The following is a 12,906-nucleotide window of genomic DNA, read 5'->3' as shown; positions in this document are numbered from 1 at the left end:
TCTACCTCGCTTCCATGGATTCGCGGCCCGTCGTCCGGTCCGCCGGTGCGCTGCCGCCTCGAGTCCGCGGCGCCGCCGGTTTTTTCCCGGCTTTTCCTTTCCCTTTCGCTTCCTTCGCCGCCGGTTTGGCCGCCGCCATCATCTCGGCCAGCCGCGCCGCCGGTTTTTTCTTCGCCGCGGGGGCGCCGTCCCTCTCCATCAGCCACCGGACGATCTTCGGGGCGAACTCCCGCTGGGTCTTGGAGCTGACATAGATCCCGATGTGCCCCGTGTCCAGACAGATGTCCTCCGTATCCTTGCTGCCCACCGCCTTTGTCAGCTTGTCACAGGCCTCCGGTGGAACCAGGTGGTCGTACTGGCCGTAGAAATTCAGGAGCGGCATGGTGATCCGCTTCAGGTCCACCCGCTTTCCGCCCACCATCAGCTTGCTCTGGATAAGCAGGTTCCCGTGATAGAAATCCTTGATGAACTGGCGGAAGGTCTCCCCGGGAACATCGGGGCTGTCGAAGATCCATTTCTCCATGCGGACGAAATTCTCCACGAAGGCCCTGTTGTCCATGTTCTCGAAGAAGCCGATGTACTTGTCGATCATCAGCCGGGCCGGGTTCAGGAGCAGGAACCCCATGTTCATGACGTCGCCGGGCAGGTTGCCGAACGTGTCCACGAGCTTGTCCACATCGATGGCCCGCATCCAGACGTGGAGCAGCCCTTTGCTGGTGTCGAAGCTGGAGGGGGTGACGGTGGTAACGAGGTTCCGGATCTTCTCGGGGTGCAGGGCCGAGTAGATGACGCAGAACGTCCCGCCCATGCAGATCCCCATCAGGTTGATCTTCTCCGTTCCGGTCCGCTCCCGGATGAAGTCGACGGCTCCGTCGATGTAGCCGTTGACGTGATCGTCGATGGTCAGATATCGATCCTTGCGGGTCGGGTAGCCCCAGTCCAGCATGTAGAGATCCAGCCCGCTGTTCATGAAGGTTTTGACGACGCTCCGGTCCGGCTGGAGGTCCAGCATGGTCTCCCGGTTGATGAGGGCGTACACCACCAGGAGCGGGGTCCTGACGGACTTCTCCACATCCGTCCGGTAGTGCTTGAGCTTGACCCGGTCCTCCTGCCAGACCATGTCATAGGGCGTGGTGGCCAGGTCGGTGTGGAGCGGGCTCAACAGGACTTCCGACGCCTTGGTCACGCGCTCCTGCGCCTTTTCGGCATCTTCCGCCAGGTTGGCCAGGATGAGGTCCAGAGAGATCTTCGGCTGTTCCATCGTTCCCTCCTATCCGGTGGCGGGAGTGGATCCTTTTTCGAGGGCCTTCACCCGCCGTTCCAGCTCCCGGACCCGCCGCTTGAAGATGTGCAGGTCCTTGATCAGTTCGTCCATCTCCTTGTTCGTGGGCACCGGCAGGAACTGGAGCACGTCCTGCAGGACCGAATTTTTCGAGGCGATGAAGGAATCCAGCTGGCCGAGCATGTTCCGCAGGGCCTCCAGGTACTCGGGGGACTGGAAGAGTGTCATGTAGTGGCCTTCCAGGATCCGGAGCCACAACTGGTAGTAGTCCCTCGACTTCTCGGGGATCTTTCCCTCCCGCTGCAGCTCCTCCAGCTTCTCCTGGAAGACCTTGGAGGTTTTCTCCACCGGGACGGAGAGGACGTAGAGGAACTCCGAAAAGGCCGCCTGGAAAAGATTCATCTGATCCATGCACTCGTTGAACCGCTCCTGGTAGTAGCGGGTCAGCCCGAGCTGGGGAATCTTGTAGAACTGACTGATCTCCTCCTCGTAGATCTCCTTCCAGGCCTTGATCAGGTTCTGGTCGATGGCCTCGAAATGGTAGGCCTCCGTCTTCTGCCCGATCTTGCCGGCCTTCTCGACCATCCGCTCCTGGGCCTTCATCACGGCCAGCCAGCCGGCCTGCGCCAGCTTCAGGTAAAAATCAGGCAGCGTTTCCAGCCCCTTGACGGCGGCATCGGCAGTGGTCGGATCGCTGGCGGCGCTCGAGAAAGACTGCCACATCCGGAAGACCGTCTCCCAGCTCTCCTGCATGCGTCCGCGGGCCGCCCCCGGTCCGGCCTCTCCCGGCGGGACCTTCCATGGCCCCCCGGCCTCCCGGGACGGCGCGGCCATCCGCATCCAGGTCGTCCAGAACTCCTGAGACTGCTTCATCCAGTCGGCCAGCGGAAACTCCAGCCGGCCCTTCTCCGGTTGTTCTGCGCTCATGGTGGAACCTCCCGGCAGTGGCGGCAAAGGGTGAACGGTTTCGTCCGGAAACGGGACGGGATGTTCCGGCACGGGTGGTCCTGATTGTGGGAACTGATTGAAAGGTAATATGAATCCGGATCCGTGTCAACGGGAAAGCCCGGAGAATCTCCTTCAGCGGACCTCCAGGAGGACGTCCCACGGCAGGAGCGGGAAGTTCCGGTGGATGCTGTGGTCGTCCTCCACGAGCCGGTACGTCAGGTCGGGGAACACCCGTCCGGCGATGTCCCGGACTGGCCCCGGGGGCACCACGTCGTCGAAGGAGCCGTGATACAGAAAGACCGGCAGGTCGATCTTCCGGTCCAGGCAGGGTGCGAACTCGGCCAGATGGAGGGCCGGCGCCAGGAGAACGAGCCGGCGGACCCGCTCCGGGGAAGCGCAGGCGAACAGGGCCGCCATGAGACCGCCGTAGCTGGAACCGACCAGGATGAGGTTCTCCATGCCGTCCAGCCTCTTCCGGAGCGCCTCCATCCGCTCCGCCAGGCTCCCCTGGTAATCTTCGATGATCATTCCGGGATAGCGCTCCCGGAACCAGACTCCCTTCGTGCCCCGGCCTGTGCTTTCGAGGCCGTGGATGAACGCGCGAACCGGCTGGGACATGGGAACTTCCTCCTGTTCAGGATATTTGGCTTGTGCTATGAGGGGTCAGAATTCTGCCAGTCCAAAGTCTTTTTCGCAAGAAGGATCTGTAAACCATGGTAACCGTAAAGCCCTTTGCCGCCGTTCACCCCCGCTGGGACTGCGCCCGGCAGGTGGCGGCCCCCCCCTATGACGTTGTCAGCCGCGACGAGGCCGCCCGCCTGGCCGAGGCCAACCCTCTCTGCTTTCTCCGGGTGGAGAAATCGGAAATCGACCTGCCGCCGGATGTCTCTTCCGACGACGCAGCCGTTTTTGCCCGGGGCCGGGAGAACCTGGACCGGATGCTCCGGGAAGGGATCCTCGTTCGCGACGGAGCCCCGCATTTCTACCTGTACCGCCAAACCATGGGCGGCCACAGCCAGACGGGCCTCGTGGCCGTCCTGAGCACCCGCGAATACGAGTCCGGAACGATCCGCAGGCACGAGTTCACCCGGGAGGACAAGGAGCGGGAGAGAACCCGCCACGTCGACCGGCTGAACGCCCAGACGGGGCCGGTGTTCGTCGCCTATCGGAGCCGCGAGGATCTTCGGGACACGCTGCGGAAGGTGAGCAGCGGACCTCCGGCGGTCGATTTCACCGCCGACGACGGCGTCGTGCATACCGTATGGACGGTGGAGGACGCCGCCGTGGAAGCGGCCATCCGGGAGTCCTTCGCCGCCGTGGACACGCTTTACATCGCCGACGGACATCACCGGGCGGCGGCGGCCGCCGCGGTGGCCCGCGCGAGGCGGGAAGCCGACCCGGATTCCCGAAATGAGGATGCCCCCTGGAACTTCTTCCTCGCCGTCCTGTTTTCCCACGACGAGATCCGCATCATGGACTACAACCGGGCTGTCCATGACTTGAATGGAATGGACGAGGAGTCCTTCCTCCGGGAAGTGTCCCGCCGCTTTCGCGTCACCCCCGGCGTCCCGGAGAAGAGACCGGGCCGGGCGGGCGACTTCGGCATGTACCTCCGGGGCCGCTGGTACGGCCTGACGTATCTGCCGGGGCCGGAGGACACTCAAGACCCCGTCGCCTCCCTGGACGTCTCGATTCTCCAGGACCGCCTCCTGGGGCCGGTCCTGGGCATCGGCGACCCCCGGACGGACCGCCGCATCGACTTCGTCGGCGGCATCCGCGGCCCCGGGGAACTGGAGCGGCTGGTCGACTCGGGCCGCGCTGCCGCAGCCTTCACACTTTTCCCCACGAGCCTCGACCAGATGATGGCGGTGGCCGACACCGGCCGCGTCATGCCCCCGAAATCAACCTGGTTCGAGCCGAAGCTCCGGAGCGGTCTCTTCGTTCATTTGCTTGGCTGACACCTCGGGACGAAACCGCCCGGTACCGCCGGGACTCATGGAACACGCCGCACTCCTGAAGGAAGACGAGACCCTGGATCCCATCTGTGGAGGACGTCTTCGCGTGATCCAGGCGAAGCGGGGTTACCGCTTCTCCGTCGACTCCCTGCTTCTGGCTTCGTTCGTGCGCCTCCGTCCGGGAGAGACGGCGGCGGACCTGGGAGCGGGGAGCGGCATTCTCGCCCTGATCCTCGCCACCCGACCGGAGCGCCCCTTCGTGGAGGCCCTGGAGCTGCAGCCGGAGCTGGCCGATCGGGCCCGCCGTTCGGCGGAGATCAACGGACTGGGCGATCGCATCCGGGTCCGGGAAGGCGATGTTCGCCGGACCGTCCCGATCCTGGCCGCATCTTCCTTCGAGCTTGTCGTTTTCAACCCTCCCTATCGGAAGTCCCGCTCCGGCCGGGTCAATCCAAACCGGGAGAAGGCCCTCGCCCGTCACGAGATCGCCGGGACGCTGGAGGATTTCCTTGCCTCGGCGGCGCTGCTCCTGAAAGAGGGCGGGAGGGTCTATGCAATCTATCCGGCGGCACGGGCGGCCACGCTGATCACGGCGATGAAGACCCGGGGCCTGGAGCCGAAGCGCCTCCGGATGGTCCATTCCCGGTCCGATTCGGAAGGCGAGTTCGTCCTCGTCGAGGGGACCCTGGGAGGGGGAGAGGAACTGGAGGTGATGCCGCCGCTGTTCCTGTACGGCGAAGGGGAACGGTACTCCGGCGAGATGCAGCGGCTTATGGACGGCCTTTCCTCTGCTCCCGGATCCGCCGGCGAAGCAGATCCTTCGTCATGACCCGCCGCAGCAGTTCCCGTAGCTCCGGATCCGCCACAACCGTGAGGTTCTCCTCGATGAGCCGCCGGTCCCGTGGTTTCAGGAGCGAGGTGCCGAGGATCTCCGAAGGCGGGGTCTCCGGTTTCGGGGCCGGGGCCGGCCGGGGAATCTCGCCGATGGAGAAGCGAAACCCCTTGACGCTGTCGCTCCCCATGACGCCCTGAAGTTTCCGGAGAATGTCCTCCTTCAGGAACTGGAGCTGGTGCATCCATACGGAGGAGGAAACCCGCACCTGGAGAATGCCGCGGCGGATATCCTCCGGGTAGGTCTGGGCGGCCACCTGGGGTCCCACCGTCCGGTCCCAGAAGGTCAGAAGGCGCAGGTCCGCCGCCTGGAGGGGGAGCCCCTCCCGCTTCGCCACCTTCCGGATGATCTGTCCGAGAGGCTCCAGTTTCGGGGAACCCTTGCGGCGCATGGCGGTCCTGCAGAAAAGAGTGAAAAATGGTCGCCCTTGCGGGGGCGCATCAACCATCCGAATTGATTCGAGGCTATATCATGAACCTGATGGACATGATCCAATCCGTCAAGTCCCATCCCCGCTTCCCCGAGGCAGGGATGATCCTGTGTCACAACGGCGTTGTCCGGGCCACCTCCCGGGACGGCCGCCCCGTATCGCAGGTGACCGTCCGGGCCGACCGGGACCGCCTCGCCGCCATTGTTGCCGAGATCCGGCAACGCCCAGGCATTGTGGAGGTCCTGGCAGAGGTCCGGGAAGGGACCCTCAATGTGGGCGAAGACGTCATGTACGTCGTCGTGGCGGGCAATTTCCGGGAGAACGTCTTTGCCGCCATGATGGATGCGGTGAACATGATCAAGGCCGGGGTCACCCGGAAGACCGAGTCCTGACGGCCACGGGAAAAGCCCGGATGCTGCGTTGCGCTGCATCCTTCGTCGTTGCGACGTACCGGTAGTACGCCTCACTCCTCAGGACTTGCGCGCCTTGCCTGCGGGCTTTTTCGCGGCCGTCCCGCATCTCTGCCGGAACTTCGGGCGCCTCGCCTCCAATCCCTTTTGAACAGCCTTCCCCGGAAGGGCCGCTCTTCCCTGTTTCTCAACGCAGCAACGGAGCCTGTATTCGCGGGGGCGCGGCCGGGGGTTTCCAGAGGAGCAATTGGAATAACTTTTCCAGTTTCGCGGCTTTCCGGTTTCAAACGGCCGGGATGGAAGAGTTTTCGCGACGGCGGAAGCCCCCGCGACAGCCCCGCGCCTCGGACAAATCTTCTGCCGGCGCGGGATGAGGGCAGCGCAGCAGGCGCCATTTTTCAGCAGCCTGTTACAGCAGTTTCCGCAGTTCCTGCTCGTACACCTCCAGCGCCGCCTTCCCGAACAGGACAAACCGCACCGTATCCAGGGTTTCGTTCCCCTTCAGAAATTCGATTGTCGCCTTCAGCGAGACATGGGCGGCCTCATCCATGGGATATCCGTAGACCCCCGTGCTGATGGACGGAAAGGCGATGCTTTTCAACCCCCGGGCGGCGGCCTGCTTCAGGCACTCGGTGTAGCAGCTCGCCAGCAGTCTCTCCTCGCCCCTCGTCCCGCCCCGGTACACGGGACCCACCGTGTGGATCACGTACTTCGCCTTCAGGTCCCCGCCGGTGGTGACGACGGCCTGACCCGTGGGGCAGTACCCGATCTTCCGGCACTCCGCCATGATGGCCGGTCCCCCGGCCCGGTGGATGGCGCCATCCACGCCGCCCCCGCCCCGGAGCCCTTCGTTGGCCGCATTGGCGATGGCGTCCGTCTCCTCCCGGGTGATGTCCCCTTCGACGAGGACCAGCCTCGTCTTGTTGATCACCGCTTCCATCGTATCCCCTCCCGGCCCGGCCCCGGCCGGGCGCTTCCGGAATCAGCAAGCCTCTACCGTTCCCTCCGCCGGAAGGCCCGGCCCTACGTTCCCTTTTCGTCCGAGACCGGCTGCCCTTCTCCGTGGACGAGCATCCGGTAGGTCTTCTCGATGCGGTCCCAGTTCTCCTCCCGGTCCATGGACCAGTAGCGGCCGATGACGGAGACGACGCGGCCGCAGCCGGTCCCGGCGGCCCGCCGCTCCACCTGCTCGATGTACCGGGCCCCGCTCTCCGGCTGCTCCCCCCGCCGGCCCAGCATGGCGTGGATGTAGACCTCCGCCGGTCCCGCCTCCACGGCCAGGTCCATCAGGGCATACAGGTGGTTCAGGGATCCGTGGGAGCTGAAGAAGGAGACGATGCCCATCAGGTGGAGGGCCCTGCCGTCCCGCTTCGCCCCCTCGACGGCCCAGCGGAAGGCCTCGTTCCGGGCAAACGACCCGTCGGCGATGGCCCGGTCGATCCGGACCCGGTCGGAGTAGATCACCCGGCCGGCGCCGATGTGCAGATGTCCCGCCTCGGAGTTTCCCACGGTGCCGGCAGGCAGGCCGACAGCCTCTCCGGCCGCCTCCAGGGCCGCGTGCGCCCCGGCCGCCAGGAGCCGGTCCATGGCGGGCGTCCTGGCCCGGGCGATCAGGTTCCCTTCCCTCGCAGGGTTCAACCCCCATCCGTCCAGGAGGAGCACGAGGAGCCGCTCGGCCCGGGGCTTCGCCCCTTCGTTCGTCAGGAGGCTCCGGCCCGTCATGGCGGGGGGGGCCGGAAGGCCCAGAAGCTCCAGGATCGTCGGTGCCACGTCGATCAGGGTGCCCTGCGGGCGGAGCGGGACCGGGCCCGCCGGGCCGAGGAGCAGAAACGGCACGGGGCTGTCGGTGTGGCCCGTATCCACGGCGCCGTCGGGATAGAGCCATTTCTCGGCGGATCCGTGGTCGGCGGTGACGACGACGGTCCAGCCCGCCCGGAGGGCCTCGCCGGTCAGGATATCGGCGGCCCGGTCCACCGCCTCGACGGCCTTCATGACGGCCTCTTCGTTCTCGATGTGGCCCACCACGTCCACGTTGGGCAGGTTCGCGAAGACGAAGCGGGCCGACGGGTCATGGATCCTGGCCAGGACGGCCTCGGTAATGCCCGTGATCGACATCTCGGGCGCCTCGTCGAAGAGGGCCACGTCCTTCCGGGTGGGCACGACGATCCGCTCCTCCCCGGGAAGAAGGCCGGTCCGCTTCCCGCTGAGGAAGAACCCGACATGGACGGCCTTCTCCGCCTCGGTGATCCGGACCTGGGGGATGCCGTGGCGGGAGAGGACGTCTCCCAGGGTGTCCAGAACCGCCTCCTCGGAGGGAAAGGCCACCCGGACGTCCAGGTCTTTTCCGTAGGAGATCATCGTGGCGAACCGGAGGTCCAGGCCGTTCTCCACCGGGAAATGCGGAAAATCATCTCGAATCAGGCTCTCCGTCAGTTCCCCCTCCCGCTCCCCGCGGATGTTGTAGAAGATCACGGAATCGCCCTTCCGGAAGCGGCCCAGGGGTCGCCCCCCGGCATCACAGAGAACGACGGGCGGAAGGGTCTCGTCCTCCCGGCCGGAACGGTAGGCCTCACGGACGGCGGCGGACATGGGAAAAGAAGACGGCATGGACATGAAAACGAACCTTTCGGAGGAATTTCTTAAGCCCCGACTTTTTAACGAAAACCCGGGGGGGTGTAAAGGGGAACTTGCACGGGTCCGCGGCCGGATGGGCTTTGGGGTTGAATTGAAGCGGGCGTCATGATAGGTGAAAACCGTTTCCCGCTCGGAAAAACCCGGTACGGCAGAGGCCCATGATCACGACGAAAAAAACCGCACAGGACATTCTGCAGGAAGAGCTCCTGAAGGAACGGATCGCCGTTCTCACCCGGGCGAGCGAGCGGCTGACCCAGGCCCTCGACACGCTCAAGGGCATCGAGGCGGGTATCGACGAGGACATGGCCCTCCTGAAGGCCCAGGGAGAAAGCCCGGAATTCTTCGGCCCCGAGTACCGGCACCGGGCGAAACTGATCTCCGGCGTCAACGAGAAGATCGATCAGTTCAATACCGCCCGTGAATATGCCGAGGTCCGCATGTATTACCTGATCGTAACCCGCGAGGCCCTGGGTCTCCGCCGGCATCAGCGGATCGAGGAATTCTACCGCATTCCGCCCAGGAAGCAACGCTTGGTTGAAAGATGACGGATCTCTACCGGAAACAGCGGCTGAAGATGGTGGAAACACAGATCCGGGCCCGGGGCGTCGCCGATCCGAGGCTCCTGAAGGCCATGGAGACGGTCCCGCGCCACATCTTCGTCGACGAGGCCATCATCAGCCAGGCCTACAACGACAGCCCCCTCCCGATCGACGAGCACCAGACGATTTCCCAGCCCTACATCGTCGCGCTCATGACGGAGGCCCTGGAGTTGACGGGAAAGGAAAAGGTTCTCGAGATCGGGACGGGATCGGGCTACCAGGCGGCAATCCTGGCGATGCTGGCGGACCACGTCTTCTCCATCGAACGGATTCCCGCCCTGGCAACGAAGGCCCGGCGACTCCTGGAGGGAATGAACCTTTACAACGTGGCCGTCCGGGTGGCCGACGGCACGTATGGCTGGCGCGACGAGGCCCCCTTCGACGGGATCATCGTCACCGCAGGGGCTCCCGCCGTTCCGGACCCTCTGATCCTCCAGCTCGCCGTGGGAGGACGTCTTGTCGTTCCCGTCGGGGGTCGCTTCACCCAGACACTCATGAAATACACCCGCCTTTCCGAGGATCCGAACGACCTGAAAAAGGAAAATCTTGGGGGATGCCGCTTTGTGGACCTCATCGGAGACCACGGCTGGCAGGCGCACTGACGGACCCGCCGCCGGAGCGGTCCCCCGCCGGTTCCTGCGGGCCTCTTTCCGCCGTTTTCTGATTGTCCTGGCGATTCTGCCGGCCTTTCTGGCCGTGGCAATCCTTCTTGCCCCTGCGGACGCCGCCTCCCGAACCCGCCCCTCCAAAGGGGTCTACCACCTGGTCAAGAAGGGGGAGACCCTGTCCGGAATCGCCCAGGCCTACGGAGTGACCGTCGATACGATCCGGCAGGCCAACAACATGTCCGCGAAGGACCGCCTGGAGACCGACCGGGCGCTCTTTATCCCGGGAGCGAAGACGGCCATCGACGACACCCGCCCCAAGGCGTCGAGAAAATCCGCCAAGCCTCCCCCGCCATCCGCGGAGAGGGCATCCTCCGGCAGGGAAAGGAAAGGCAGCGGGAAGGCACGGGAAAAAGAGACCGCCGGCGCGAAAGAGCCGGCCCGGCCCAAGCAGAAAGAAGCGAAAGCCAAAAAGGACAGGCCTGCTCCGGACTTTCCGGCCGCAGAGCCAAAAACCCGAAAACCGGCGGCCCTCAAGCCCAAGGCGGCGGGAACCGCCGATCCGGCCTCCGCTCCCGCCCCCCTGAAGGCCGCAGCGAAGGCACCGGCCCGTACGGAAAAACCGGCAGCGCCGGCGGGGCGGATCACCGTCGCTGAGGGACAGGTCTTCCTTTCGGAGGCAGACAGGGAAAAAGCGGAAAAGGAGGCAGCCGAGTCAAGGAACCGGGCCGCAGAGGCAGCGAAGGAACCGGCCCCGAAGCCGGGGGAACGGCCGGATGGAACGCGGTCAGCGGCCGTAAAGCCCGGGGGTGAACCGGAGCATGCGAAGGACGTCGCACCGGCCGCGAAGGGAAAGCCTCCTGCCGCCGGAACGACGTCCGGGGATGAGAAGCCGGAGAAGGAGAAACGGAAGAAGCTCCAATGGCCCGTGAAGGGCCGGGTCCTCACACGCTTCGGCCCGCAGCAGAACGGCATGTATTCCAACGGCGTCCGGATCGCCGCCCGGGAAGGCACCCCCGTCGTCGCCGCCGAGCACGGGACGGTCATCTTCTCGGCCCCCCTGAAGGATTACGGCGAGACCATCATCCTCCGGCACGAGGACTCCTACGCCACGGTCTACACGAACCTGGGCAGCCGCCTGGTGAACGCCGACGACAAGGTCCGGGCGGGCGCCCGGATCGGTTCGGTAGGCCGGGACGAGCGGGCCGCCACCGGCGTGCTCCACTTCGAGGTCCGCGTGAAGAACAAGGCCTGCAATCCCTTGCTTTTCCTCAACTGAGTACCCATATTACGCCATGTCGAACGATTGGAGTATCCCCCATGAACGGCACGTTTGAACTGGGCCCCATCCGGCCCCCCAGCGAGGCCAGAAGCCTCCTCATCCGCCTGACCCGCAACTGTCCCTGGAACAAGTGCGCCTTCTGCCACACCTACCGGGGAACGAAATTCGAGCTGCGGCCCGTCGCAGAGATCAAGGACGACATCCGGACGATCCGCTCCATGGTGGAACGGATCACCGAGACCTCCTGGAAATACGGCCACGGTGGCCGGATCACCCAGTCGGTGGCGAACTATTTCTTCGAGTCCGACGAAGTTCACGGCGAGAGCATCCGGTCCGTTGTCGCCTGGCTCTATTTCGGCGGCGAATCGGTCTTTCTTCAGGACGCCAACTCCATCATCATGAAGACCGACGACCTGGTGGACGTGCTGAACTTCATCCGGGAGCAGTTCCCCTGGGTCAAGCGGATCACCTCCTACTGCCGCTCCAAGACGGCGGCCCGCAAGAGCGTGGAGGAGCTCACGCGCCTGAAGGAGGCGGGCCTCTCCCGGATCCACATCGGCCTGGAGAGCGGGTATGACCCGGTCCTGGACTTCATCAAAAAGGGCGCCACCGCCCAGGACCACATCCGGGGCGGACAAAACGTCGTCGCCGCGGGGATTTCGCTCTCGGAATACGTCATCCCGGGCCTCGGAGGCGACCGCTGGTCCACGGAGCATGCCGTCGAGACGGCAAAGGTGCTCAACGCCATCAACCCCGACTTCATCCGACTCCGGACCCTCCAGGTCGTTCCGGGAACGGATCTCTACGAGATGCGGCAGAAGGGCGAGTTCAGCCCCCTGCCGGACGAGGAGATCCTCAAGGAGATCCGGCTGTTCATCGAGACCCTCGACGGCATCGCCTCCACCATCGTGAGCGACCACATCCTCAACCTTCTGGAGGAACTGGAGGGAAAGCTTCCGGAGGACAAGCCGCGGCTCCTGGCCATGATCGACCGCTTCTTCGACCTCCCCGACCGGGACCGCCTGATCTACCGCCTGGGACGGCGGAAGGGCATCTACCGGCGCCTGGGCGACCTCTCCGACGCCTACACCTACAACCGGCTGGGGGATCTCATCGACTCCTACGAAACGTCCGGCCCCGGCGCCATGGACCGAGATCTGTCGAAGATCATGCAGCAGTACATCTGAGAGAATACATCTTCATCTCTGTGCAAATCTGCGCAAACACTGAAGAGGGAAGCCGATTTCAAATCCGCTCCACCTTTTCTTTCTTTTTGCATCGTGGCGCGAGGGCTGTCACGGGGGCTCCCGCCGTCGCGGAGAATTTCCTGCGGAGTGCATTGTCCGACCGAGCAGCCATCCGGGTGGAAAATTCTCCTAATCGCTCCTCTGGGAACCCCCGGCCGCGCCCCCGCGGACGTGGAGAAGGGTTTTCCCGGAGCGCGAATAGAGGCTTTTTCGGGGCACCCTGCCGTCGCAGCGCAGCGCCCGCAAAGTCATCTGTCTGAGCGCCGCCAGGCGCGAGTTATGACTTTGCAGCGGAGCGAGACGCTGCAGGGTCGAAAAAACTCTTCTGAGCGCGAGGGAAGCCCCCTCCTCCGGGAGTCGGCCTATCATCCATGTCCGGTTCTCCGAAAAAAGAAAAAGAAGGGGAGCGGATTTGAAATCCGCCCCCCTCTGACATCAGAAAAAAGGCCCGCCCCGGAGGGCAGGCCTTCTGCTCGATCATGATCAATGGACGTCCGGGACTCAGTGGCCGCCGCCGGGCTTCTCCTCCCCGGAAACCACCAGCTTGCCCTCGTGCTCCATCTCCTTGAGCCACTTCGGGTGCTGCTTCATCAGCCACGCCCGCGTCACCCACCCCGTCGTC

General features: G+C 64.7%; 14 protein-coding genes. 7 read left to right on the top strand and 7 right to left on the bottom strand.

Translation table 11 applies throughout. From position 1 onward, the window contains the following. Position 1 precedes the first annotated feature (1 nt). From phaC to HPY65_18510, 3 genes are all read right to left on the bottom strand, one after another. Positions 2–1,261 carry a class III poly(R)-hydroxyalkanoic acid synthase subunit PhaC gene (gene phaC, locus HPY65_18520; GenBank protein NPU86476.1) on the bottom strand — a complete coding sequence of 420 codons (1,260 nt, stop codon included), beginning with the start codon at positions 1,259–1,261 and terminating at the stop codon, positions 2–4. Between the two features lie 9 nt (positions 1,262–1,270). Further along, positions 1,271–2,209 (bottom strand): hypothetical protein, encoded by a 939-nt coding sequence (locus HPY65_18515; GenBank protein ID NPU86475.1) that lies wholly within the window; start codon positions 2,207–2,209, stop codon positions 1,271–1,273. Between the two features lie 153 nt (positions 2,210–2,362). Beyond that, positions 2,363–2,848 (bottom strand): alpha/beta fold hydrolase, encoded by a 486-nt coding sequence (locus HPY65_18510; protein ID NPU86474.1) that lies wholly within the window; start codon positions 2,846–2,848, stop codon positions 2,363–2,365. Between the two features lie 95 nt (positions 2,849–2,943). Between HPY65_18510 and HPY65_18505 the strand changes: the two genes are divergently transcribed. Continuing rightward, positions 2,944–4,188, top strand: coding sequence for a DUF1015 domain-containing protein (locus HPY65_18505; GenBank protein ID NPU86473.1), 1,245 nt, complete (start codon positions 2,944–2,946; stop codon positions 4,186–4,188). 37 nt (positions 4,189–4,225) lie between these two features. Next, positions 4,226–5,014, top strand: a complete 789-nt coding sequence (locus HPY65_18500) for a tRNA1(Val) (adenine(37)-N6)-methyltransferase (GenBank protein ID NPU86472.1) — start codon at positions 4,226–4,228, stop codon at positions 5,012–5,014. On the opposite strand, the gene HPY65_18495 is transcribed toward HPY65_18500, so the two are convergent. Then, the gene (locus tag HPY65_18495) at positions 4,956–5,468 is read right to left on the bottom strand and encodes a DUF721 domain-containing protein (protein ID NPU86471.1); all 513 of its coding nucleotides are present in this window, start codon (positions 5,466–5,468) and stop codon (positions 4,956–4,958) included. The two genes, HPY65_18500 and HPY65_18495, sit on opposite strands and share 59 nt — an antisense overlap. Before the next feature lie 80 nt (positions 5,469–5,548). Between HPY65_18495 and HPY65_18490 the strand changes: the two genes are divergently transcribed. After that, positions 5,549–5,899 (top strand): molybdenum cofactor biosynthesis protein MoaE, encoded by a 351-nt coding sequence (locus HPY65_18490; GenBank protein NPU86470.1) that lies wholly within the window; start codon positions 5,549–5,551, stop codon positions 5,897–5,899. A gap of 427 nt (positions 5,900–6,326) precedes the next feature. Here HPY65_18490 and HPY65_18485 read toward each other — a convergent pair whose 3' ends face one another. After that, positions 6,327–6,857, bottom strand: coding sequence for an O-acetyl-ADP-ribose deacetylase (locus HPY65_18485; protein NPU86469.1), 531 nt, complete (start codon positions 6,855–6,857; stop codon positions 6,327–6,329). Positions 6,858–6,940: 83 nt separating this feature from the next. Next, a complete protein-coding gene (locus HPY65_18480) occupies positions 6,941–8,530 on the bottom strand; it encodes a phosphoglycerate mutase (2,3-diphosphoglycerate-independent) (GenBank protein NPU86468.1) in 1,590 nt (529 codons plus the stop codon). A gap of 179 nt (positions 8,531–8,709) precedes the next feature. Between HPY65_18480 and HPY65_18475 the strand changes: the two genes are divergently transcribed. Genes HPY65_18475 through HPY65_18460 form a run of 4 tightly spaced genes read left to right on the top strand, consistent with a single transcriptional unit; the run spans position 8,710 to position 12,224 of the window. Further along, complete coding sequence (locus tag HPY65_18475; GenBank protein NPU86467.1) at positions 8,710–9,096, top strand: hypothetical protein; 387 nt, start codon at positions 8,710–8,712, stop codon at positions 9,094–9,096. Next, positions 9,093–9,752: a protein-L-isoaspartate(D-aspartate) O-methyltransferase gene (locus tag HPY65_18470; protein ID NPU86466.1), complete on the top strand. Its 660-nt coding sequence runs from the start codon at positions 9,093–9,095 to the stop codon at positions 9,750–9,752. Before HPY65_18475 ends, HPY65_18470 begins: the two co-directional genes overlap by 4 nt. Continuing rightward, positions 9,712–11,034: a peptidoglycan DD-metalloendopeptidase family protein gene (locus HPY65_18465; GenBank protein ID NPU86465.1), complete on the top strand. Its 1,323-nt coding sequence runs from the start codon at positions 9,712–9,714 to the stop codon at positions 11,032–11,034. Before HPY65_18470 ends, HPY65_18465 begins: the two co-directional genes overlap by 41 nt. 41 nt (positions 11,035–11,075) lie before the next feature. Beyond that, positions 11,076–12,224 (top strand): radical SAM protein, encoded by a 1,149-nt coding sequence (locus HPY65_18460; protein ID NPU86464.1) that lies wholly within the window; start codon positions 11,076–11,078, stop codon positions 12,222–12,224. A gap of 561 nt (positions 12,225–12,785) precedes the next feature. Here HPY65_18460 and HPY65_18455 read toward each other — a convergent pair. After that, positions 12,786–12,906 (bottom strand): formate dehydrogenase subunit gamma (locus tag HPY65_18455; GenBank protein ID NPU86463.1); only part of this gene is annotated, 121 nt, incomplete at its 5' end.

Source organism: Syntrophaceae bacterium (genome assembly GCA_013177825.1).
In the GTDB taxonomy this organism is placed as follows: Bacteria; Desulfobacterota; Syntrophia; order Syntrophales; family PHBD01; genus PHBD01.
Note: the sequence above shows the minus strand (reverse complement) of the source record. Positions and strands in the feature narration are given on the sequence as shown.